The 21,792-nt window shown below is 63.9% G+C and carries 20 protein-coding genes; 5 read left to right on the top strand and 15 right to left on the bottom strand.

The window, feature by feature from the left end; genetic code table 11:
- Positions 1-343 precede the first annotated feature (343 nt).
- Positions 344-1,918, bottom strand: a complete 1,575-nt coding sequence (locus tag AC0L3B_RS30625) for a porin (RefSeq protein ID WP_085357572.1) — start codon at positions 1,916-1,918, stop codon at positions 344-346.
- A gap of 505 nt (positions 1,919-2,423) precedes the next feature.
- On the opposite strand from AC0L3B_RS30625, the gene AC0L3B_RS30620 reads away from it, so the two are divergent.
- Complete coding sequence (locus AC0L3B_RS30620) at positions 2,424-2,903, top strand: MarR family winged helix-turn-helix transcriptional regulator (RefSeq protein WP_018453949.1); 480 nt, start codon at positions 2,424-2,426, stop codon at positions 2,901-2,903.
- Positions 2,904-2,997: 94 nt separating this feature from the next.
- Here AC0L3B_RS30620 and AC0L3B_RS30615 read toward each other — a convergent pair whose 3' ends face one another.
- Positions 2,998-4,080, bottom strand: a complete 1,083-nt coding sequence (locus AC0L3B_RS30615) for an alpha/beta hydrolase family protein (protein WP_085348490.1) — start codon at positions 4,078-4,080, stop codon at positions 2,998-3,000.
- An 851-nt stretch (positions 4,081-4,931) separates the two neighbouring features.
- Here AC0L3B_RS30615 and AC0L3B_RS30610 point away from each other — a divergent pair.
- Both AC0L3B_RS30610 and AC0L3B_RS30605 read left to right on the top strand, forming a co-directional pair.
- The gene (locus tag AC0L3B_RS30610; RefSeq protein WP_377829434.1) at positions 4,932-5,996 is read left to right on the top strand and encodes a ketopantoate reductase family protein; all 1,065 of its coding nucleotides are present in this window, start codon (positions 4,932-4,934) and stop codon (positions 5,994-5,996) included.
- Positions 5,997-6,278: 282 nt separating this feature from the next.
- Positions 6,279-7,781 (top strand): helicase HerA domain-containing protein, encoded by a 1,503-nt coding sequence (locus tag AC0L3B_RS30605; RefSeq protein ID WP_473381567.1) that lies wholly within the window; start codon positions 6,279-6,281, stop codon positions 7,779-7,781.
- Positions 7,782-7,794: 13 nt separating this feature from the next.
- Here the strand turns inward: AC0L3B_RS30605 and AC0L3B_RS30600 are convergent, their stop codons facing one another.
- The 9 genes from AC0L3B_RS30600 to AC0L3B_RS30560 all read right to left on the bottom strand — a co-directional run bounded on the left by AC0L3B_RS30600 (position 7,795) and on the right by AC0L3B_RS30560 (position 16,981).
- Positions 7,795-8,826 (bottom strand): HoxN/HupN/NixA family nickel/cobalt transporter, encoded by a 1,032-nt coding sequence (locus AC0L3B_RS30600; RefSeq protein WP_473381570.1) that lies wholly within the window; start codon positions 8,824-8,826, stop codon positions 7,795-7,797.
- Positions 8,827-9,110: 284 nt separating this feature from the next.
- Positions 9,111-9,851 (bottom strand): ABC transporter ATP-binding protein, encoded by a 741-nt coding sequence (locus tag AC0L3B_RS30595; RefSeq protein ID WP_456653542.1) that lies wholly within the window; start codon positions 9,849-9,851, stop codon positions 9,111-9,113.
- Positions 9,848-10,690: an ABC transporter ATP-binding protein gene (locus AC0L3B_RS30590; RefSeq protein WP_473381566.1), complete on the bottom strand. Its 843-nt coding sequence runs from the start codon at positions 10,688-10,690 to the stop codon at positions 9,848-9,850. Before AC0L3B_RS30590 ends, AC0L3B_RS30595 begins: the two co-directional genes overlap by 4 nt.
- The gene (locus AC0L3B_RS30585; RefSeq protein ID WP_204512172.1) at positions 10,690-12,513 is read right to left on the bottom strand and encodes an ABC transporter permease; all 1,824 of its coding nucleotides are present in this window, start codon (positions 12,511-12,513) and stop codon (positions 10,690-10,692) included. The genes AC0L3B_RS30590 and AC0L3B_RS30585 overlap by 1 nt, the downstream gene beginning before the upstream one ends.
- Before the next feature lie 13 nt (positions 12,514-12,526).
- Positions 12,527-13,684, bottom strand: coding sequence for an ABC transporter substrate-binding protein (locus tag AC0L3B_RS30580; RefSeq protein ID WP_007595945.1), 1,158 nt, complete (start codon positions 13,682-13,684; stop codon positions 12,527-12,529).
- A 60-nt stretch (positions 13,685-13,744) separates the two neighbouring features.
- A complete protein-coding gene (locus tag AC0L3B_RS30575; RefSeq protein ID WP_473381565.1) occupies positions 13,745-14,329 on the bottom strand; it encodes an alkylhydroperoxidase domain protein in 585 nt (194 codons plus the stop codon).
- A 12-nt stretch (positions 14,330-14,341) separates the two neighbouring features.
- Positions 14,342-14,968 (bottom strand): CMD domain protein, encoded by a 627-nt coding sequence (locus AC0L3B_RS30570; protein ID WP_473381569.1) that lies wholly within the window; start codon positions 14,966-14,968, stop codon positions 14,342-14,344.
- A gap of 47 nt (positions 14,969-15,015) precedes the next feature.
- Positions 15,016-16,050 carry a putative FMN-dependent luciferase-like monooxygenase gene (locus AC0L3B_RS30565; RefSeq protein WP_085383546.1) on the bottom strand — a complete coding sequence of 345 codons (1,035 nt, stop codon included), beginning with the start codon at positions 16,048-16,050 and terminating at the stop codon, positions 15,016-15,018.
- Between the two features lie 136 nt (positions 16,051-16,186).
- The gene (locus AC0L3B_RS30560; protein WP_473381564.1) at positions 16,187-16,981 is read right to left on the bottom strand and encodes a MetQ/NlpA family ABC transporter substrate-binding protein; all 795 of its coding nucleotides are present in this window, start codon (positions 16,979-16,981) and stop codon (positions 16,187-16,189) included.
- 390 nt (positions 16,982-17,371) lie between these two features.
- Here AC0L3B_RS30560 and AC0L3B_RS30555 point away from each other — a divergent pair, with 390 nt between their 5' ends.
- Positions 17,372-19,159 (top strand): peptide ABC transporter substrate-binding protein, encoded by a 1,788-nt coding sequence (locus tag AC0L3B_RS30555; protein WP_377829431.1) that lies wholly within the window; start codon positions 17,372-17,374, stop codon positions 19,157-19,159.
- Positions 19,160-19,206: 47 nt separating this feature from the next.
- On the opposite strand, the gene AC0L3B_RS30550 is transcribed toward AC0L3B_RS30555, so the two are convergent.
- The 3 genes from AC0L3B_RS30550 to AC0L3B_RS30540 form a co-directional block, all read right to left on the bottom strand.
- The gene (locus AC0L3B_RS30550; RefSeq protein WP_018453934.1) at positions 19,207-19,392 is read right to left on the bottom strand and encodes a hypothetical protein; all 186 of its coding nucleotides are present in this window, start codon (positions 19,390-19,392) and stop codon (positions 19,207-19,209) included.
- 335 nt (positions 19,393-19,727) lie between these two features.
- Complete coding sequence (locus tag AC0L3B_RS30545) at positions 19,728-19,910, bottom strand: hypothetical protein (RefSeq protein WP_143273038.1); 183 nt, start codon at positions 19,908-19,910, stop codon at positions 19,728-19,730.
- A gap of 120 nt (positions 19,911-20,030) precedes the next feature.
- Positions 20,031-20,225, bottom strand: a complete 195-nt coding sequence (locus AC0L3B_RS30540; protein ID WP_007614011.1) for a hypothetical protein — start codon at positions 20,223-20,225, stop codon at positions 20,031-20,033.
- An 86-nt stretch (positions 20,226-20,311) separates the two neighbouring features.
- On the opposite strand from AC0L3B_RS30540, the gene AC0L3B_RS30535 reads away from it, so the two are divergent.
- On the top strand, positions 20,312-20,827 hold the full coding sequence (locus tag AC0L3B_RS30535) for a YciE/YciF ferroxidase family protein (protein ID WP_018453931.1): 516 nt from the start codon (positions 20,312-20,314) through the stop codon (positions 20,825-20,827).
- A 62-nt stretch (positions 20,828-20,889) separates the two neighbouring features.
- Here the strand turns inward: AC0L3B_RS30535 and AC0L3B_RS30530 are convergent, their stop codons facing one another.
- Positions 20,890-21,747: an SDR family oxidoreductase gene (locus tag AC0L3B_RS30530; RefSeq protein ID WP_018453930.1), complete on the bottom strand. Its 858-nt coding sequence runs from the start codon at positions 21,745-21,747 to the stop codon at positions 20,890-20,892.
- Positions 21,748-21,792: the final 45 nt, after the last annotated feature.

The following is a 21,792-nucleotide window of genomic DNA, read 5'->3' as shown; positions in this document are numbered from 1 at the left end:
CGCTGCCGCGTCCACCGCAAGCCCGGCTCGCGAACATGACGACCACAAGATCGCCCCTCAAGGATGAGCCGGGATGCACGACACATACGTCATTTCCGAATTTCGGTAAAGCGGAATATTTTTGTGAGAGCGGATTGACACGGGGGCGACACAGGCGCGGTCCCGTAGCCCGGATGAAGCGAAGCGTGATCCGGGAAGGTGCCGGACGCAGCGCGAGCAGCCCCCGGATCACGCTTGCGCTCCATCCGGGCACCGGGGCTTCGCCGCCCTATATCATCTGCCTTGCGCAAAAAAACACCCGGCGGTTTCCCGCCGGGTGTTCGTTCATGTGTTTCGATAGATTTTACCAGTTGCGCTGAGCGCGGAGGATCATGGCGACCGAGTCCTGATCCTTCAGCTCGTAGGCCGCGGTCGGCTTGGCGGTCGCGACGCTCGGGGAGGCGCCAACCGTACCAGAATACTTCTGGTCGAGATGGGTCCAGGACACGTCCGCCGAGAAGGTCAGGTTCTTGACCGGGGTCCACCGGGTGACGACACCTAGCTGGCCGATCGCGAAGTCCGGGTTGCAACCCGTCACACCTGCCAGGGCTCCGAACACACCGGCGCCGCCGCCGGCGCCGCAGATGGTGGTCTTGGCCAGCGTGCCGAACTGGGCCTGAGCGTAAGCACCGTACAGCGAGGAGTTCCAGTTGGGATCCCAGTTGTGGGTGTAAGCGCCACGGAAGCCCCAGGTCTTGACGGTTTCCTGCGAGCTACCGGTCACGTACACCGTGTCGGGAGCATTGGCGAAGCCAACGCTCTGGTAGGCAACACCCGAGCTACCGAACAGCGAGTAGCTGCTGCCCGACAGGTTCTGGAAGTTGTAGCGGGTCGCGCCGTCGGTGTAGACGCCCTGGATGTTGATCGTGTCACCCGCGCCGGTCGGGATGTTCTTGATCGACAAAGCGAGCTGAACCGCCCAACCCCACTTGTCGTCGGGATGGCCGGTGGCTTCGGTCGCGCCGTAATAGGCGACATGGTTGTCATGCGCAGCCACTGACGCCTGGAAGAGACCCCAGGCCTGATCGACACGCACCTGACCGACGAGGTTCGGCGAACGCGAGCCGCCGAGGGCGTTGGTGCCGTATGAGCCGCCGATGATGCCACCTGCGGTCGCGCCGGTCATGTTGAGGTTGCCGGCCTGATAGTAGGCCGTCGCATCTTCAGCGGAGAACGATGCCGTGACGCCCTGGCCGAAGTCGGCGGTGTAGGTGAACTGGGTGACGCCGGTAACGGTGCCGCTGCCGCCGACGAGGTTGTCGGTGATGTTGCCGGGATAGTTGGTCCAGGGCGCGTCGAACTGCGACACGGCCTTACCCATCGTGAAGCCGGCGAACTGGATGAAGGCGTAGTATACGCCGAGCGCACCGGCCGAGGTATTGCCGTCGGTGCCGTTGACGTTGCCGCTACCCGAACCGACGAGGCCTGTGCCCGCAGCGTTGAGACCGAGCGTACCGCTGTACTGGGTGCCACCCGTTGCCGAACCGGTGCCCGAATAGTTGCCGGTCGTCCAGGTAAAGACGCCGTCGAAGAACGTGCGGACCACGCCGTATTCGGTCGCGGTGCGGGTGTCGATGTTGAGGTCTTCACGAGCGCGGAAGGTGTAGTAGTTCATCAGGCGGTTGCGTGCACCGGCAACACCGCTCTGGTTCGGGTTGAAGTCCGAATTGGTATTGAGGTTCGCATCGGCACGCAGGTAACCACCCAGCTTGATGCAGGTGTCGGTGCCGGGGATGTAGTAGAAACCGGCGCCGTACAGCGAGCAGATCTTCACGTATTCGACCGCCTTGGCCTTCACGGGAAGATCGGCAGCGAACGCCCCGGAGGCGGCCATCAGGCCGGCAGCCGAGCCGAGAAAGAGTGTCTTCGTCAACTTCATCAGTAAACCTCCAGGTCGGTTCAGGGGGCCCGGGTCCTCGGTGGACGCCGCTTTACCCTCTCAATTTCCGTTCAATTCAGGTCCGCACCGAAGGTTCGGACTGAAACGACAGCGAGGTGCCCCCTCCGTCGCGGCTTCACATATAGTTTATAAAAACAATGGTCTCAATTTATTGCTTTGATGAATCGACACTTCGGGTCGCGATGTGGCTTGAGGGCAACAGCGCGATATCACTCCGGAAGATCACCATAGAAAAACCAGAAAAAGCCCTCGGGGGGCATCCCGAGGGCTTCTTGGAGGTCTCGCATCGCCGTCCGTCGCGTGGGTCAAGAGCAGCGAAATAGAGTGCGATAGTCGATAATAAAATTAATTGTTCTTTGCAAGTAATAAGTGAGCCTACGATTTCTTCCGCGCGGTATCTACCCTTTGGTCGGCGCGCGATTTTCGAGACGCTTCCAAGATATCCCATTAAGGATAGGCAAGGGATAAACGGGGAGGGAGCCACATGATCGAGAAGAAACTCGACAGGGCGATTACGGACTTCATCTGGAACGTCGTCGAAATTCATTCCCAGCTGGAGGACATCCACACCAGCTGGGCCGGACTGCTGGGCATTACCGAGCCGCAGTGGCTGATCCTGATGGCCATCACCGAACTGGACCAGGGGCGAGGTGTCGCGGGAATCGACATCGCGAACAAGCTGCGCGTCCACCCCGCCTTCGTCACCAACCAGACCAAGAGTCTCGAAAAGGGCGGCTTCCTGTCGCGACGGCCGGCCGCAGACGACGCACGCTACGTCCTGATGTCGCTGACGGCGAAAGCAACGACGGAGATTGAAAAACTGTCGAAGAGAAAGCTCGCCTTGAACTCGACCATGTTCAACGAGCTCGACGAGAAGACCTTGGCCGACCTGAATGCCGCGCTCGCAACGATTGCCAAGAATGCCCGGCTGGCCGCACGGTTGCTGGCCATCGACGCTTCCTGACTCCTGACGTCAGGCGCGGAACGCGCGCCTCGATTCATCCCCAATCTCTCCTCGCCTTCCCAATCTTTTCTCGCCTTCCCAATCTCTTGGCGCCTTAGAGGTAGGTCACGGAATCCAGCTGGCGGGCAATTCCAAGTTTGCTGTCGAGCCATTCGAAAATGAAATCGTCCACCGCGATGAAATTCTCGACCTCGCCCAGAGGGTACGGAATGCAGTTCGGCACGACGGTCGCGCAATCGGCTCCGGCCTGCCGATAGCCGGCTTGCAGTTCGAGAGCATCCTCCTCCCAAACCATTGAGCGGCTGCCGACGACCATCAGAAGCGGGCAAGGTATCCGACACAACGGCAGCAACGAACCCGTCGAGGGCCCGTCACGGACCGCCTGCTCGACGCCGATCATCCAGCGCAGCGATGCCCGGCGCATGACCGGCGTCGCAATGCCGCCGTCGCACACGGCGGCAGCCATTCTGCGATCCACGAGGGCAAGACGGGATGCGTGACTGGCGGCCGCCCCCTCGCCGTAGACCGCGATCTGCTGCGAATCGACGTCCGGACGAGCTTCCAGGTAATCCAGCCAGCATTGAAGAATATGCGCCGGCTTGAAGGGGCTACGACCGGATGAATCGCCGGCATCAACGAGCAGGAGTGACACGTTCCGTCGCCCTGAAGCCGGCAACAGCCTGCTCATCATCGAGCCGAGGGTGATGTCCTCGTCGCTGACGCAGATAACCGCGGGTGCGAAAGACCGATCGGGGAACGCCGGCAGAAAGTAGCCCGCAAGCGAGCCTTGATCAAAGCAGTCGATCTCCACACGCTCGATCGCCGAACCGGCGTCCTCCTCGAAGCCCCTCAGGCAGAGTCTGACCTTGTCTACGAGGTCGGTACCCCCGGGATCTCCGGGCCAAGACAGGTTCCTCGCGACTTCAAGGGCCGTCAGCGAGCACAGCCACGCTTCCCGCGCGATCTGAGCTGAACTGGTTACGCGCGCCGATTCGGCGAATATCCGGTACTCGCCTGAGATCCTCAACCACTCCGAAATCCACCGATGCCTGTGCGCCTCGCGCACGAGTTCCGCGACGGACAAGCTTTCGAAAAAATGGGACGCGCGTTTTCGCAAGCACGCCAGGCTTCGACCGGCGCCGTCGCACGTGCCGTGAGGCCAATGATCATCTTCCATGCCCGTCCCCGAACGGCGCGTCGGCGGTTGCTTGGACTCGGCGCAGCGCTGTCAGCGCAACGCCCTGCATGTCTGCTCGATGCGATGTCACGCGTGCGTGATCGCGCTTGCGTCTGCCGTCCCGATGATCGTTCCGTTTTCCCTTCGCGGGCGGGGGCACTGGACCGGACGGACTACAGTCCGAACGAACCGGTCGCAAAACAAGTCGCACGCCGACTCCAACTCAATCGTCACGTCTCAGCTCCGTTGCTGATACACAGTTTAGGCCCGCACCACTCTGCCATTTTTTGCTGTCCCGCGTTTGCAGTTTTTTGTTGCGGTGGACGACTAAAATTGGAGCTCATTTAACGGGGGAGAAGGCATCGCCTGTGTCGGCTTCCATCATGATTCCTCATGACGCCGATCCGGCGCGCCACCAATCACGCCAGCGATAAAAATGCGGCGGGTTACCGCCTGATCGATGCCGACGGCCTTCGCCAAAGGACTTTCCGCTAGTCAATGTCGCAGGAAAACCGGCGCGACAAAATCCTCGAAGCCGCTCATCCGCACCCGGCGCGCGAGACGTGACGAGGTATGATCGCGTTCTGGGAGAGCCTGGGCGATTGAGATGTGCAACATTTCTTACTTCGGTAAGCCAGTTATTTGAGCAACTCAACGACCATGCACAACCGCCGCCGGTTTGGCGTCGTCTTGCTTCGGCGTAAAGCAACACGCCGGGCCGCCCGCTGATCCGCGCCTTGTATTCATTATCCCAGTTGCCATCCCCACGCACTTTGCCTTACATGCCCGCCAAACTCGCCCGCGGCTGACGGCCGGGGCCCAAAAATCACCAATTGTCAAAGGGACGAGACATGGCGCGTAACATCCTGATTCTCGGGGCTTCCTACGGCTCCCTGCTGGGCACGAAGCTGCTGATGGCGGGGCACAACGTGACCCTGGTCTGCCGCGCCAAGACCGCTGAGCTGATCAACCGCGAGGGGACCGAGGTGCGCATCAAGTTGCGTGACGAGGCCGTTCACCGCGCCATCTTCTCGCGCGACCTGCCCGGCAAGCTCGACGCCGTGACGCCGGCCAATGTGGACCTGTCCCGTTACGACATGGTCGGCCTTGCGATGCAGGAGCCGCAATACACCAACCATACGGTGCGCGTTCTCATGGTCAGGATCGCCGCGGCGAAGCTGCCGTGCCTCTCGATCATGAACATGCCGCCGCTGCCCTATCTGAAGCGGATCCCCTCGCTCGCAGACATGGATCTCGAGGAGGCCTACACCAATGCGCAGGTGTGGGAGCGCTTCGAGCCGGGGCTGGTGACCCTGTGCTCGCCCGACCCGCAGGCGTTCCGTCCGCCGGAAGAGGCTGCGAACGTGCTTCACGTCGGTCTGCCCACGAACTTCAAGGCATCCGTGTTCGCCGACGAGAAGCACAACAAGGTGCTGCGCGAGCTCGAAGCCGACATCGACGCGGTGACCCTCGACGGCCACGACGTGCCGGTGAAGCTGAAGGTGTTCGATTCCCTGTTCGTGCCGCTGGCGAAATGGTCGATGCTGCTGACCGGCAACTACCGCTGCATCACGCCGCACGAGCCGCAGTCGATCCGCGACGCCGTGCACAGTGATCTCGCGCGCTCGCAGACCATCTATGAGCATGTCGACGCCATCGCCCGGCGTCTCGGCGCCGATCCGCAGGACCAGGTGCCGTTCGCGAAATACGCCAAGGCTGCCGAGAGCCTGCTGAAGCCGTCGTCGGCCGCGCGCGCGGTGGCCGGCGGCGCACCCTTCATCGAGCGCGTCGACCTGCTGGTCAAGCTGATCTCGCATCAGCTCGGCGCGCCCAATGCAGAGATCGACCGCACCGTCGAGACTGTGGACCTGAAGCTCAACGAGAAGATCGTGCAGGGCGGATCGGGCGCGCTGTAACGGGCCACGATCCCCTTTGCCGGACTTCGCGCATCCATCATTGACTGGGCGCATGCCGAGCGCACGGCGCAATGCCGGTTTCGTACATCAGCGGGGAACTCGCGCAAGCGATAACCCCAGGACGACGATCCGCAAGCCCCCTATCGGCCCGCACTTCTACGGCAATCGAATCACGCCTGAACTCCGCCGTGGGCAACAACGCATGATTCTCGCCATGGCGCTCGACGCGCCGTGGCCGGATTGATAAGCCCCTGTCCGCGAATGATGGGACTTGAGTCGGGCATGACGGTTGCGATCGAGATGGGGCAGACCACGGCGGGCGCCGCGGCGGCCATGGACCTCGAGGAACTGCTGGCGACCCGCCTCCTGGTGCAGGGCAATTCGGGCTCCGGAAAATCACATCTGCTGCGGCGGCTGCTGGAGCAGAGCGCACCCTGGGTGCAGCAGGCGATCATCGATCCCGAAGGCGATTTCGTCTCCCTGGCGGAGCATTTCGGCCATCTCGTGATCGAGGCCGAGGATCACACCGAACGCGGCCTTCAGGTTGCCGGCGAGCGCGCGCGGCTGCATCGCGTCTCCACCGTGCTCAACCTCGAAGGGCTCGATGCCGAGAACCAGATGCGCCGCGCCGCAGCCTTCCTCGGCGGACTGTTCGACGTGGACCGCGACCACTGGTATCCGATGCTGGTGGTGGTCGACGAGGCGCAGCTGTTTGCGCCTGCGGTCGCGGGGGAAGTCTCGGACGAAGCGCGAAAGCTTTCGCTCGGCGCGATGACCAATCTGATGTGCCGCGGCCGCAAGCGCGGGCTTGCCGGGATCATCGCGACCCAGCGGCTGGCGAAGCTCGCCAAAAACGTCGCGGCGGAAGCGTCCAACTTCCTGATGGGCCGCACCTTCCTCGACATCGACATGGCGCGCGCCGCCGACCTGCTCGGCATGGAGCGGCGGCAGGCCGAATCGTTTCGCGATCTCGAACGCGGACAATTCATGGCGCTCGGCCCCGCGCTGTCGCGACGCCCGCTGCGTTTGAACATCGGCGCGACCGAAACCCAGCCGCGCAATTCCACGCCGCGGCTGATGCCGATGCCCGAAGCCGCACTCGAAAATATGCGCGCCGTGATCCTGGCCGCGCCGCCGCCCGATGCCAGCCGGCCGCAGCGCCGGCCCGCGCCCGATCTGCTCGAGCAGCTCCGCGCCGCGAAGGCTGCGGCACCGGAGATCGGCCCCGAAATGATCGAGGTCCCCGTCAGTGCCGAAGAGCTCGCCGAACGGCGCGAACGCGTGGATCGGACCCTTCGTGCCGTGCTCGCCGCGCCCGATGCCGGTTTCCGCGCGGTCGGCGTGCTGTACCAGGAGTTCGTGGTCCGCTGCCGCATCGAGGGCCTCGGCTCGGCGGTGCCCGACCTCACCGAATTCCGCCGCATGCTGACACGCGCACGCGCCGGGCTCGGCGCCGAGCATGCCGAGGACGACGCCTGGCAGGACGTGTCGCTGCGCGCCTCGATCCTGCCCGAGGACATGCAAGGCGTGTTCATGATGATCGCGCGCGCGGCGAAAGAAGGCTGGCCCTGCCCCGGCGACGCCGCGATCGCCCGCGCCTACGGCTCGCATTCGCTGCGCCGGGCGCAGCGCCTGCTCGGCTACATGGAAGAGCAGGGCCTGATCGTCTGCCAGCTCGACGGCGCCGGCCGCCGGTTCGTGACGCTGGTGGAATTGGCCTGGGCCACCGCGCCGGGCGATCCCAATGCCGACGATCTGCCGGCGGAGAGCGCAGCTTCGGCTTGAGCCCACGATTGACTCACGCTGTCTCGGTAGCATCGGCGCCCACCAGCACATCGGGCGTGCGCCGCCGCTCGAGCGCGAATAGCCTGCGATAGAGCACGACCGAAACCAGCCATGCAATCGCGAACAGCGCGACCACGGCGAAGCCGACGTTCGCGAGCGAATCGTTGAGGCCGTCGACCAGCGTCCACACACCGCCAGACAGGCCGAGCCGATCCCCGATCAGGCCAAGCGCCTCAATGCCGCCGATCAACAGCGCCACCGCGACCGAGGCACCGGTGATCGTGAGGTTGTACCAGAGCTTCCGTAAGGGATCGACGAAGGCCCAACGATAAGCGCTGACCATCAGCGCGGAATCGGCGGTATCGACCAGCGCCATGCCTGATGCGAACAGCGCGGGAAAGACCATGACGTCGGCCAGCGATGCACCAAGCGCGTATTCGCTGGCGGAGATGCTGAGCAGGCCGATCTCGGTGGCGGTGTCGAAGCCGAGGCCGAACAGGAAGCCGAGCGGGTACATATGCGCCGGCTTGGTCACCAGGCGGAACATCGGGCCGAGCAGCCGCGCCAGCAATCCGCGGCTGGCGAGCAGCGCATCAAGCTGCGCGGCGTCGTGGATGCCTTGCGCGCGCGCGATCCGGAACGTCCGCCACAGGCCGGCGAAGATGACCAGGTTGATGGCCGCGATCACCAGCAGGAACAGCGCCGACACCGACGTGCCGATGAAGCCGCCGACGTCCTTGAGCAGGCTGTCGCCGCCAAGGCTCACCAAGCCCAGCGCGAGCAGCATGGTCGCGACCACAACCACGGTGGAATGACCAAGCGCGAAATAGAGACCAACGCTGCGCGGCGCATCGCCGGCCTGCATCAGCTTGCGCACGACGTTGTCGATGGCCGCGATGTGGTCGGCATCGACGGCGTGGCGCAGGCCGAACACCCAGGCAAGCAGCGCGGTCGCCATCACCGTCGGCCGGTCACCGAACGCCGCGAACGCCCAAGCCCACGCCCCGATGTTGGCCGCGATCAACCCGCCGAACAGCAGCATCATTCCGGGATCGACCGCCCGCAAAGATAATTTCGTCACGCCAATCATTCCGTCCGCTGCACGACCCATCGCACGAGCGGTATGATCCTTTCATAAGGTGGTCATACTGACCAGTGCAATCCCGGAGGGGCGGCACGGTTCTGCAGCAGTGCTTGCGGCGTCCTTCGGGACGCCCGCTGCGCGGGCTCCTTTAGGATGAGGTCTTGCTTCGCCGCGAGATCGCCAGACCCTCACGGTGAGGCGCCCGCCGAGGGCGGGCGTCTCGAACCATGCAGGCCGAGATGGCGCTACGCCGCCTCGGAGCCGCCGAGATAGGCATCGCGGATGCGGGGATCGTCCTTCAGCGCGCGGGCGGAGCCGGAGAGAACGATCTTGCCGGTCTGGAGCACATAGGCCTCGTGCGCGATCTCGAGCGCGAGGCTGGCGTTCTGCTCGACCATGAAGACCGAGACGCCCTCCTGGTTGATGGTGCGGATCAGCTCCAGCACGCGGTCGACGTAAAGCGGCGACAGGCCCATGGTCGGCTCGTCCATCACGATCATCCGGGGACGGCTCATCAGCGCCCGTGCCATGGCGACCATCTGCTGCTCGCCGCCGGAGAGCGAGCCGGCGCGCTGCGACAGCCGTTGGCCGAGCTTCGGGAACAGCGTGAGCATCTTGTCGAGATCCTGCGCGATCGCCTCGCGGTCGTCGCGCACGAAGGCGCCCATCAAAATGTTCTCGCGGACGCTCATGTCGGCGAACAGCCGCCGTGCCTCCGGCACCGAGGCGATGCCGCGGCGGACGATCTGCGGCGTGGTCAGCCCGAGCAGCGAGGCGCCGTCGAAAGTGACCTCGCCCGAGCGCGGCTTCACCAGGCCCAAAATGATCTTCATCGTCGTCGATTTGCCGCTGGCATTGCCGCCGAGCAGGCAGACGATATGGCCGCGCGGAACTGATATCGACAGGTCGAAATGCACCTGGGCCTGACCATAGAAGGTATTGACGTCGGTGATCGCGAGCAGCGCATCGGGAGGCGGGTTGGTCATGCCGCGCTCTCCTGCTTCGTCGCCAGGCCGTGGCCGAGATAGGCCTCGATCACCTTGGGATCACCGCGCACCGCTTCGCCCGGGCCTTCCGCGATTTTCTTGCCCTCGTCCATGACGATGACGCGATCGGAGAGGCGCATCACCATTTCGAGCTTGTGCTCGATCAGCAAGATCGTCAGCCCTTCGGCTTTCAGCTCGGCGACGAGCCCCTGCATCTCCGTGGTCTCGGTCGGGTTCATGCCGGCGGTCGGCTCGTCCAGCAGCAGCAGGCGCGGCTTCAAGGCGAGCGCGCGCGCGATCTCGACGCGGCGGCGGTTGGCGTAAGAGAGGCTGTAGGCCGGCTGGTCGATGCGCGGCAGCAGCCGCTCGCCGAAGCGCGCGAGAATGACCTTCACCTCCTCGCGCAGCCGCTCTTCCTCCGCCTTGACGCTGGCGGGGCGCAGCAGCGCCAGACCCAATTCCAGCAGCGGGCCGATCACCGGCACTGCCGGTTTCACCGCGCGCAAGCGCGTATGCGCACCGATCAGGACGTTGTCCATCACGCTGAGATTGCCGAAGACGCGGCCGAGCTGGAACGTCCGCGCGATGCCTGCGGCCGCCAGGCGTTCCGGCGAGAAACCTGTGATGTCCTGACCTTCGAAGCGAACCGTCCCGGCGTCCGGAAGGTCAAGCCCGGTCACGAGATTGAACAGCGTTGTCTTGCCCGCCCCGTTCGGGCCGATGATGCTGATCAGCTCGCCTTTGGCGAGATCGAGATCGATGGCGTCGACGGCGGTGAGGCCGCCGAAGCGCCGCGTCAGCCCGCGCAGGGACAGCATCGCCGTGTGTGCGTCCATCATCACACCGTCCCCAAAAGGCCCTGCGGCCTGAACCGCACCAGCAGCAGCAGCACGATGCCGTAGATCAGGATGCGATACTCCGCCGCGATGCGGAACACTTCCGGCAGGCCGACCAGCGCGACCGCCCCGAGAATCGCCCCGACGACATTGCCGAGACCGCCGAGGATGACGACGGTCAGCGCCAGGATGGATTGCTGCGTGTTGAAGGTCTCGTGGTTGATATAGGAATAGAGATGCGCGGCGATGCCGCCGCTGACCCCCGCGGCAAAGCCGCCGAAGATGAAGGCCAGCGATTTGTAGCGATTCAGGCTGAGGCCATAGGCCCGCGCGGCGATGTCGTCGTCGCGGATGGCGCGAAAGCTGCGGCCGAGATGCGAGCCGAGCAGGCGTCCCTGCAGCAGCGCCAGCACGACCATCACGATGAAGCTGAACCAGTAGATCGAAATCGGGCTGACCAGCTCATAGCCAAACAGCGACAGCGGCGGGATGCCGGAGATGCCGATCGGCCCGCGCGTGACGCTCTCCCAATTCAGGATCACCAGCGAGACGATCTCGCCGATCGCGAGCGTCGCGATCGACACGTAGTGCCCGCGCAGCCGGAACGACGGCGAGATCAGCGCCGTGCCCAGCGCAGCACTCATCAGGCCGCCGCCGATGATGGCAAGGCCGACCGGGACAGCGAACGTGAGCGACAGCAGCGCGGAGGTGTAGGCGCCGATCGCGAGCAGCGCGGCGTGTCCCAGCGAGACCTGACCAATCGTGCCTGCAACCAGGGTGAGGCTCAGCGCGAGCATGCCGAGCAGCCAAGCGTTGATCAGGGTCTGGAGCACGTAGAACGACACGGGCAACAGCGGCAGGATCGCGAAGACGACGGCAGCGATCAGCAGAGCCCAGCGCGGAATCCAGACCGGGCGGCTCGGCGCGATGAAAGTGCCGGTGAGCGGCTCGGGCGGCGCCTGCCGCGCGCTGGCGAACAGACCGTTCGGGCGCAGCACGAGCACCACGACCAGCAGCAGGAACGCGAACAGGTTGCGGTAGCTGGTGCCGAACACGGCAACGCCGTAGCTCTCGACGAGTCCGAGCAGCAGGCTGCCGATCACCGCGCCCGGCACATTGCCGGCGCCGCCGACGACTTCGGCGACGACGCCCTTGAGCGTCGCCTGCAGGCTCATCGCGGTGTCGATCTGGTTATAGTACATGCCGACCAGCAGGCCGGAGACGCCGCCGAGCGCAGCCGCAATGCCGAACACGGCCTGATTGACGCGGTTGACGTCGACGCCCATCTGCATCGCGGCGTCGCGGTCCTGCGCGGTGGCACGCACGGCCCAGCCGAGCTTGCTGTAGCGCAGGAACACGAACAGCAGCAACGCGCTGGTGAGGCCGACACCGGCGATGAGCAGATCGAGCGGGCCGATCGTGCCGCCGCCGATCTGGAAGCGGACATCCGGCAACTGGCTCGGCAATGCGCGCGGATTGGGCGAAAAAGTCAGCATCACGAGCTGATCGAGCACGAAGCTGATGCCGATGGTCGCCAGCAGCGGTGCGATGCGCACCGAGTTCTGCAGCGGGCGCAGGCCGAACCGCTCGATGATCAAGCCGACCAGCGCCGCCGCCACCGCGACCAGGATGATGGTGAGCGGCAGTGGCGTATGCAGCTGCACCACCGCGACCCAGCCGATATAGGCGCCGACGAGGTAGATCGACCCTTGCGCAAAGTTGATCAGCCGGCTGACACCGAAGATCAGCGCGAGCCCGACTGCAACCAGGGCGTAGACGTTACCGACGATCAGCCCGTTGATCGTGTAGTCGAGCCAGGATGACACGCAGGAGATCCCCTCAGGTCGGCTTGCCGTCCCAGAGCGCGAACTGGCCCTTGCGCACGACGAGCTCGGCGTTCATGGCGCCCTTGACGCGGCGGCTCTCGACGTCGAACGTCGCCTTGCCGAAGATCACGCTCGATACGTCCTTCACTTTCGTGAAGGCGTCGCGGATCGCCCGCCGGTCGGTGCCGCCGATCTTCACCACGGCGGCCGCCATGTTCATCGCGTCATAGGCGTAAGCGTTGAACGCGTCGGGCTCCACGCCGTTGTACTTCTTCTTGAAGCCGGCGATGAACGTCTGCACCTCGGGGCGCGGGTCTTCCGGGAAGTAGCGCGTGCCGACATGGACGTCCTCGACGGCCTCGCCGCCGAGCTCCAGGAATTTCGGCGAGTAGACCGAGCTCGCGGCGCAGATCACCTGCTTCAGCCCGACCTGGCGCGCCTGGCGCGCGATCAGCGCACCATCGGAATAATAGGAAATCAGGATCAGCCCGTCCGGATTGGCGTCGCGGACGCGCACCAGCGTGGAGCGGAAGTCGCGCTCCTCCGCAATGTAGCCTTCGGTGACGGCGATTTCGGCGCCGTGCTCCTTCGCGGCCTTGACGAAATAGTCGCGGCTGGTACGGCCCCAGTCGGTGTTGAGGTGCAGCACGGCGAGCTTCTTCAGGCCGAGACGTTTGACGGCATAGGCCGCCAGCAGCGGCTGCTCGTCAGCCTGACTGACCGAGGTGCTCCACATGAAGTCGCCGCCCTTGGTGAAATCCGGATGCGAATTTGTGAATCCGAACTGCACCAGCCCGCCGCGCTGATAGATCGGCGAGGCCGCCATCGAGGCGGGGCTGGAGAAGTCGCCGAGCTCCATGACAATCCTGGGATCGGAGACGAACTTCTGGGCGATCGCCACCGACTGGCGCGGGTCGCTCTGGCTGTCCTCGAAACTATAGGCGAGCTTGCGACCGTTGATGCCGCCCGCGGCCTGGATCTCGTCGAGCGCGAGATCAAAGCCCTGCTTCCACTGCGTGCCATATTGTGCGTTCGGCCCGGTCAACGGACCACTGACGCCCAGCAAAATCGGTTCGGACGATTGCGCAAGCGCGGCGCGCGAGAAGGCTGCCCCCGCCATCATGGCGGCAAGCGAGCCCTTGACCAGGGTACGACGATCGATGTTGCTCATGGACGGCTCCATCCTGTCAGGCGTTGAAACAACTAGCAATTTTCATGCCGGTGAGATTGGCTATTTCGAGGGCTCGCCAAGCGACAGCATCAGCCGGTTCGCCCAGTTGAAGAACGACGCGCCGTTGATGACGTCGACGATCTCGGCATCGTCGAGACCGACGCGGCGCAGCTCATCGATATTGTCGGCGCTGAACGCGATCGGCGTCGCAGCCAACGCCACCGAGGCCTTGACGACCGCATTCCAGCGCTCGCCGAGATCGGCGCCGACGCCCTCGTCGAGCAGGCGCTGCACATCGTCGCGGCGCTTGGAATAAGTGCTGGCGAAACGCGCATGCACGGAGGCGCAGTAGATGCAGCCGTTGTAGCGCGAGGTCGCAGCCGCCGCGAGCTCGCGCTCGGCGCGCGGCAGGCCGTCGGCGACGTTGTAGAAGATGTCCTTGTCCGTCTTGGTGCGGGCTTCCAGCACCTCGGGGTCGCGCACCAGCAGGCGGAAATACTCGGACTGGGAACGGGAGCGATCGACGAGGCCCGCGAAATGCCGCTCGGTCAGCTCGGCTTCGAGCAGCGGGTCGATCCAGGACACCCAGCCCAGTTCGTCCTGGGTGAAGACGACGGGCGGATTGGCATTGTTTGCAGCGCTCATGATGCAGCCTCCTTACGCGCCGGCCGCGGCGTTCGTGGTGCGCCCGAGCGCGGCACCGAGCACGCGCAGTCCCGTGACGACGCGCACCTGGAACGATAGGAACGCAACGAGCTGGGAAAACGTGACGATGCCGGTGTTCGACCAGCCGGCGGCGAGCAGCGCCTTCATGTCGGCTGCAGCCGCATCGCGCGGGCGGAACACCAGCAGATGCGCATGCTCGAACGCTGCAGCGAGCCGGTCTCCGAGATCGGGCTTGCGCTCCGCGCCGACGCGATAGATCAGGCCGGCCTTGTTTTCGACAGACAGGGGGCCGGCTGGAAAGGCACCGTAGGGGCCCGAGGTCTCGCCCCGCGCGATTTCGACATCGACAGCTTCGACCAGGCGCGCGCCATCGGCGGTCGCAGCTAACTTCGCCCGATAGAAGCCGGCCATCATGGGCTCGCGGTGAAGGCCGATCACGAAGAGCGCGACCGCGGCGCGCTCCACCAGCGAGACATCGCCGGCGTCGATCGGCTCGAACAGCGAGAGATAGCTCTTCTGCGCATTGTCGCGCGCCTGGATGCGCTTGGCCCGAATGCCGTCCAGAGCCGAACCCGGTTCGATCCCGGCGAGCGTGTCGATGATATCTTTCGTAGCCATCATTCAGCCTCTTGCAGCCTCGTGCAACGCGATTCCGTTCATTCCGACTATCCCGCCAGCGCCACGTCGGGCGCCGTCCGCGCCCAGCCCAGCGCCGGCGCGACCTTCTCCGCGACCAGCTCGATCGAGCGCAGAATGTGGGGATGCGGGGCATCGACCGAATGCGCCTGGAAGACGAGATCGGTCACCCGCTCCAGCGTGGCGTCGGCGCGGAGCGAAGCGATGACGTCGTCGGCCGCGCCGACATGGGTGTCGAACGCCACGATCATCTCCTCGAGCGTTTCGCCTGGCTTGGCGTGGCCGCCCTTGAGGAATTGCGGGAGCGCGCGCCGCAGGCCGATATCGGCAAGACGCATCGCCTCAGTCCGGTCGTCGGCAACGAAGACGGTGCGCGAGGCCATGATGCGGGGCTCCCGTCCCGGCGGCAGCGCCTCGAGATAGGCATCGATCACCGGATTCTGAATCTCGGCGAGCGTTGCCTTCGGCGCCTCCTTGGTTCGAGGCTGGGTGCGCGACAGCAACAGGCCATCGCCTGCCTTGCCGGCACGCGCGCCGCCCGCGACAGAGAACGTCGCCTGCCAGATCCTGTCGTCCAATTGCGGCCGCTGCGGATAGAGCGTGTCACCACCTTCGAGCGGCTTGCCGACCAACGCGGTGCGGACGACGTCCAGATTGCGCGCAAAGATCTCGTTGCGCTGGGCGCTGTCGAGGCCGAAGGCGGCAAAGGCCGAGGGATTGCCGCCGGTGCCGACACCGAGCTCGAAGCGACCGTTGCAGAGCAGATCGAGCACCGCGGCATCCTCCGCCACCCGCACCGCGTTCTCCAGCGGCAAGGTGACGATGCCGGTGCCGAGCCTGATGCGCGAGGTCTGGGCTGCGACATAACCGAGGAAGGTGAAGGGGGACGGCAGGCCGCCCTCGCGCTCGTGGAAATGGTGCTGCGCGATCCACGCAGAATCGAGGCCCGCCGTCTCGGCGCGCACGATCTGCTCGGCCGCGAAGCGATATCGGTCGGCCGGCGGGGCCTCGTCGAGAAGCCGTGTGAAAAACCCCAGGCGTTTCAGGTTTGCTAAGCGTTTCATACGACCCCTGTCGGACGAGGATAGGTCCCGATGATGTCGGTTGCCGCAGCTCCAGACAAGCGGGCATTGCGCAGGGCTAGTACGCAAGCCCGCCCGCCGGGATCGCCCTGAGCTGAACTTTGGCTGGGCAGACTGCCTACCAGCTCGGCAGAACCGCGCCCTTGAACTTGGTCAGGATGAACTCCTTGACCTCCGCCGTGTGATAGCTGTCCACCAGGATCTTGACCCAGGGCTTGTCCTTGTCGACCGTGCGAACGGCGATGAGATTGACGTAGGGACCCTTCGGGTCCTCGCGCAGGATCGGATCCTTGACGGGATCGAGGCCAGCCTGGGTTGCATAATTGGTGTTGATCGCGGCGGCGTCGACGTCGTCGAGCGCGCGCGGCGCCTGCGCCGCGTCGACCTCGATGAACTTCAGCTTCTTGGGATTCTCGGTGATATCGAGCACCGTCGGCTTGAAACCCGTGCCGTCCTTCAGCTTGATCGCGGCCTGGTCGCGCAGCAGCAGCAACACGCGGCCGCCATTGGTCGGATCGTTCGGGATCGAGACCTTGCCGCCCTCGGGGATATCGGCGAAGGCCTTGTGCTTCTTGGAATAGACGCCGATCGGGAAATTCACGGTCAGGCCGACGGCTTCGATCTTGTAGCCACGGTCCGCCTTCTGATTGTCCAAATATGGTTGGTTCTGGAACGAATTGGCCTGGATCTCACCGGCATCGAGCGCTGCGTTCGGCACGACGTAGTCGGAGAATTCGATGAGCTGGATGTCGAGACCCTGCTTGGCGGCGATCGGCTTCACCGCCTCGAAGATCTGGGCGTGCGGCCCCGGCGTCACGCCGATCTTGATGGTCTCGCCTGAAGCGGCGGCCGACCAGACGGCGAGCACGGTCGCAAGGATCAGGGTGGAACAGAACGACATCTTGGTCTCCATGACTCGGCAATGATTGGAACCGTATTCGCTTCTCCGCGGCGCGAAATCAATGAAATGTAAATCCATATTGACCGATTGACGCGGACGACGCTTCTCCGTTCGACGGCATGCGGGGAACGAATGCATCTGCGCAAGCGTGAGACGCGTCACGACAAAACCCACGGATCGTTGCCCGTAGCCCGATGGAGCGATGCGCAATCCGGGGCGCCGCCAGCGCGGCTGGACTTATCCTGGTTGCGCTCGGCTCCATCCGGGCGTCAGACCTCTCCCCGCACATTCGTCATTTCGCCGCAGGGTTTTCTGACCTTGGTGGCATTGCCGCCTCGCCCATGATCAAACATGATGGGCCTTGGCCGGTGACGACTTGTCCTTGAAGTGGGGGATCATCCGATGAACGAGAACGAAATCCGCAAGTCCATCACTGAGGTGCAGCAGGGCACCCTGTCGCGACGCTCGTTCATGCAGACGATGGCTGCGATCGGGATCGCGGCGCCTGTCGCGAGCCAGATCCTGGTCTGGAACGACGTGGCGATGGCGGACGCCACCCTGCCCTACAAGCCGACCAAGGCCGGCGGCGGCGGCCCACTCAAGATCCTGCTCTGGCAGGCCCCTACACTGCTCAATCCGCATTTCGCGCTCGGGACCAAGGACCAGATCGCCTCGCGCGTCTTCTTCGAGCCGCTCGCCGGCTGGGACAAGGACGGCAACCTCGTCCCCTGCCTCGCGGCCGAGGCTCCGTCCAAGCAGAACGGCGGCCTTTCGCCGGACGGCCTGAGCGTGACCTGGAAACTGAAGCAGGGCGTGAGATGGCATGACGGCAAGCCCTTCACCGCCGACGACGTCGTGTTCACCTGGCAATACGCCTCGGATCTCGCCACGGCGGCGTACACTACGGGGTCTTACAAAGACATCACGGTCGAGAAGATCGACGACCACACCGTCAAGGTGCTGTTCAAGGCGCCGACGCCGTTCTGGGCCGATCCCTTCGTCGGCTCGGTCGGTCCGATCCTGCCGAAACATCATTTCGGCGACTATGTCGGCGCGAAGTCGCGCGAAGCGCCCGGCAATCTGAAGCCGGTCGGCACTGGTCCCTACAAATTCGTCGAGTTCAAGCCGGGTGACCTGATCCGGGCCGAACGCAATCCCGACTATCACGTCAAGAACCAGCCGCATTTCGACACGCTCGAGATCAAGGGCGGTGGCGATGCGGTGTCCGCGGCTCGCGCCGTGCTGCAGACCGGCGAATACGACTATGCCTGGAACATGCAGGTGGAGGAGGAGGTCCTCAAACGCATGGAGGCCAGCGGCAAGGGCAAGCTCGACGTCACGCCATCAGGCAACGTCGAATTCATCATCCTCAACACGACGGACCCCTGGACCGAGGTGGACGGCGAGCGCTCAAGCCCCAAGACCAAGCACCCGACGCTGTCCGATCCCGCCGTTCGCCGCGCGATCAATCTGCTGATCGACCGCGAGACGATTCAGAAATTCATTTACGGGCGCGGCGGCGTCGCCACCGCGAGCTTCGTCAACGCGCCCAAACAGTTCAAGTCGCCGAAGCTGAAATACGAGTTCGACGTCGACAAGGCGAACAAGATCCTCGACGAGGCCGGCTGGGCCAAGGCCGCGGACGGCATCCGCGAGAAAGACGGCAAGAAGCTCAAATTCGTCTTCCAGACCTCGACCAATGCGCCGCGTCAGAAGACGCAGGCCATCATCAAGCAGGCCTGCCAGAAGGCCGGGATCGAGATCGAAATCAAGGCGGTCACGGCATCGGTGTTCTTCTCGTCCGACGTCGGCAACCCCGACACCTACTCTAAGTTCTATGCCGACATGGAGATGTACAACACCACGCAGCCGCAGCCCGACCCGGAGCGCTTCCTGAACCAGTGCGTCTCCTGGGAGATCTCCAACAAGGAAAACAAATGGCTCGGCCGCAACGTCTCGCGCTGGTCCGATCCCGAGGCCGACAAGGCCTACAAGTCTGCGCAGAACGAGCTTGATCCGGTCAAGCGGGCCGCGCTGCTGATCAAGGTCGACGAAACCTTTTGCGAGGCCAACGTGTTCCTGCCGCTTCTATCCCGCAACATCGTCAACGCAGGGGTCAACAACCTCATGGTCGACATGTCGGGATGGGACGTCACGACCTGGAATCTGGCGAGTTGGTATCGCAGCTGACGCCGGAGAGGCTGAACGCGCAAACTCCGCCTCGGCAGACCATCAGCTCAATCCCTGCCGGCGAATTGACGGTCGAGGTTTGACGCCGCGTCGGCGCTTCTGAGCCGTTTCATCAGCTCATCCCGCTCCTTGCCGTCGGGCAACGCCTCGGCCTTTTCACGGATGGTCCTGGTGAACTCCGCAAGCCGTTCTTGCAGAGTGGTGGTTTGCTGAACGCGACGCCGCCTGAGCACGATCGGGTCTCCATGTCATGGCACCATGCGGTGCCTTTCCGGATTGCCGATGATAAGTGCGAGCGCAGCCATGTCTGTATCAAATGATATAGTTCACGCCATTTGGTGCCGACGCCCTCTGTTCACATGTGAACAGTCGGAGCTGCTTCAGCAGGGTCGTTCAGGAACGAAAATGACGGCTGTGTCATTGACGCTGCGAGACAGCACGGACGCGCCACGGGCAACATATTGATCAGCACCGCCGTCGTAGGCCTGGCGCTCATTATTGCCTTCGCGGTCTATGTCATCACTCTCTGAATTGCCAAGTAGAAGCGAATGATGGTGCGGCTCGGACATCAACCGCGCGCGCAGCAATCGACCAACAGGTCCCAGATCCGCTGCGCCTCGCGCGATGCGCTGCTTTCCGGCCCCTTCTCCGGGTTGGACTGCGAATAGTCCGCCACCGGACGTTCCTCGCGAGGCACGATCCATCGCTGGGAGATCGGGTCGTACCATTTTCCGATCATCATTTCAGTCACGCCGATCGACTCACCGATTTGATCCTGGGCGAGCTACGGCTCACGGGCTTCGTCAATCCCATTCACCGCGCCTCGCCCATTTTACAAATCGGCTTCTGACACAATCGTTCCTGCCGCGGCTCAGCCAGGCCGTGCCGGATGAAGCGTACGGGGATGCCGCTCGTGCAGCAGCCGCGCGAGCTCTTCCCGCTCCGCAGGACGCCCCTTCATGGCGGTCTCGAACAGCGCTTCCTGGATGTCGCGGGGCATGTCACCCCACACGTCCATCGCCGCTCGTCCGAGCAGGCCCGCAAGATGATCCGCACCATCGCTCATTCGGCTCTCCTGATCTGATCACGGGAATGGAACAGCTAGGGCTGTGCAGCGTTCCAGTTCCATCATTGTCAAAGGAGACGTCGTTTATGGGATTCTTCACCAAGGACATCAAATCGATGGAAGACCTGCTGCTGCACGGCCTGCAGGATATCTATTACGCGGAACAGCAGATCCTCAAGGCTCTGCCGAAGATGATCGAGAAGGCGACGAACAGGGACCTTGCCGCCGGCTTGAAAGCCCATCTGGAGGAGACCAACAAGCAGGTCGACAGGCTCGGCAAGGCATTCGCGAAGCTCGGCAAGGAGCCCAGCGGGACACACTGTCCCGCCATCGACGGCCTCATCAAGGAGGCCGATGAGACCGCGGGCGAAATCGAGGACAAGGCCGTGCTCGATGCCGCGATCGTGGCCAACGCACAGGCCGTCGAGCATTATGAGATGTGCCGCTACGGCACGCTGATCGCATGGGCGGAGGAACTCGGGCACGACGACATCGTGCGCTTCCTCACGACGAACCTGAACGAAGAGAAGGCCGCCAACACCAAGCTGAACACCGTGGCGCTTCGCAAGGGCGTCAATGCCAAGGCGTCCAGCGCGGCTTGATCGAGACGTACTGAACGTGGCGGTCCTGCTCGCGGGTCGCCACGTTCCCGTTGCACGATCGCTTAGATAAACGGCTTGCCGCCGGTGACCGCCAGGGTCGCTCCCGACGTGTAGCTCGAGAGTGGATCGGCGAGCATGACATAGGCGGTCGCAAGTTCGGCCGGTTGGCCGGCCCGTTGCATCGGCACTTGCTTGCCGAAGTTCTTGACTTTGTCCTCCGGCATCGTCGACGGAATCAGCGGCGTCCAGATCGGACCCGGAGCGACCGCATTGACCCGAATGCCCTTTGCCGCCAGCATCTGCGCAAGGCCGCCGGTAAAGTTCTGAATGGCGCCCTTGGTCGTGGCATAGGCCAGCAGGGTTGGATTCGGCATGTCGGAGTTCACCGACGCGGTGTTGATGATCGCCGCTCCCGGGCGCATGTGGGGGACCGCAGCCTTGGTGAGATAGAACATGGCGTGAATGTTGGTCTCGAACGTCCGCTGCCATTCCTCGTCGCTGATCTCAGCGATCTCCTTGAACGTGTCCTGATGCGCCGCGTTGTTGACGAGGATGTCTATTGCGCCGAACGCCTCGACGGTGCGCTGGATGATCGCGCGACAATGATCGGGATTGCGGATGTCGCCGGGGATCAGGACGACCTTGCGTCCCTCGCGCTCCACCAGCGTCTTGACCTCAGCGGCATCCTCGTCCTCGTTCAAATAGGCGATGACGATGTCGGCACCTTCCCGGGCATAGGCGATCGCGACCGCGCGGCCGATGCCACTGTCGCCACCGGTGATGATTGCCTTCTTTCCGGACAGTCGCCCGGAGCCCTTGTAACTCTCTTCGCCGTGATCCGGTCGTGGATTCATCGCGCGGGTCGAACCGGGCATCGATTGCTGCTGGGACGGATAAGGCGGCTTTGGATATTCGGTCATGGAGTGGCTCCAGGGATTTACTCCGCTAACGGAAAGCTTTCGGAA

Source organism: Bradyrhizobium sp. Kon56 (assembly GCF_055807635.1).
This window is presented reverse-complemented; position numbering and strand designations above follow the sequence as displayed.

Excerpts from the sequence above, each read along its gene's own strand:
- AC0L3B_RS30540 (WP_007614011.1), bottom strand. The coding sequence starts at position 20,225 with ATGAGCGATGGTGCGGATCATCTTGCGGGCCTGCTCGGACGAGCGGCG.
- AC0L3B_RS30560 (WP_473381564.1), bottom strand. The coding sequence starts at position 16,981 with ATGGAGACCAAGATGTCGTTCTGTTCCACCCTGATCCTTGCGACCGTG.
- AC0L3B_RS30555 (WP_377829431.1), top strand. The coding sequence starts at position 17,372 with ATGAACGAGAACGAAATCCGCAAGTCCATCACTGAGGTGCAGCAGGGC.
- AC0L3B_RS30610 (WP_377829434.1), top strand. The coding sequence starts at position 4,932 with ATGGCGCGTAACATCCTGATTCTCGGGGCTTCCTACGGCTCCCTGCTG.
- AC0L3B_RS30535 (WP_018453931.1), top strand. The coding sequence starts at position 20,312 with ATGGGATTCTTCACCAAGGACATCAAATCGATGGAAGACCTGCTGCTG.
- AC0L3B_RS30605 (WP_473381567.1), top strand. The coding sequence starts at position 6,279 with ATGACGGTTGCGATCGAGATGGGGCAGACCACGGCGGGCGCCGCGGCG.
- AC0L3B_RS30595 (WP_456653542.1), bottom strand. The coding sequence starts at position 9,851 with ATGACCAACCCGCCTCCCGATGCGCTGCTCGCGATCACCGACGTCAAT.
- AC0L3B_RS30565 (WP_085383546.1), bottom strand. The coding sequence starts at position 16,050 with ATGAAACGCTTAGCAAACCTGAAACGCCTGGGGTTTTTCACACGGCTT.
- AC0L3B_RS30530 (WP_018453930.1), bottom strand. The coding sequence starts at position 21,747 with ATGACCGAATATCCAAAGCCGCCTTATCCGTCCCAGCAGCAATCGATG.
- AC0L3B_RS30580 (WP_007595945.1), bottom strand. The coding sequence starts at position 13,684 with ATGAGCAACATCGATCGTCGTACCCTGGTCAAGGGCTCGCTTGCCGCC.
- AC0L3B_RS30615 (WP_085348490.1), bottom strand. The coding sequence starts at position 4,080 with ATGGAAGATGATCATTGGCCTCACGGCACGTGCGACGGCGCCGGTCGA.
- AC0L3B_RS30575 (WP_473381565.1), bottom strand. The coding sequence starts at position 14,329 with ATGAGCGCTGCAAACAATGCCAATCCGCCCGTCGTCTTCACCCAGGAC.
- AC0L3B_RS30570 (WP_473381569.1), bottom strand. The coding sequence starts at position 14,968 with ATGGCTACGAAAGATATCATCGACACGCTCGCCGGGATCGAACCGGGT.
- AC0L3B_RS30620 (WP_018453949.1), top strand. The coding sequence starts at position 2,424 with ATGATCGAGAAGAAACTCGACAGGGCGATTACGGACTTCATCTGGAAC.
- AC0L3B_RS30600 (WP_473381570.1), bottom strand. The coding sequence starts at position 8,826 with ATGATGCTGCTGTTCGGCGGGTTGATCGCGGCCAACATCGGGGCGTGG.
- AC0L3B_RS30625 (WP_085357572.1), bottom strand. The coding sequence starts at position 1,918 with ATGAAGTTGACGAAGACACTCTTTCTCGGCTCGGCTGCCGGCCTGATG.
- AC0L3B_RS30590 (WP_473381566.1), bottom strand. The coding sequence starts at position 10,690 with ATGATGGACGCACACACGGCGATGCTGTCCCTGCGCGGGCTGACGCGG.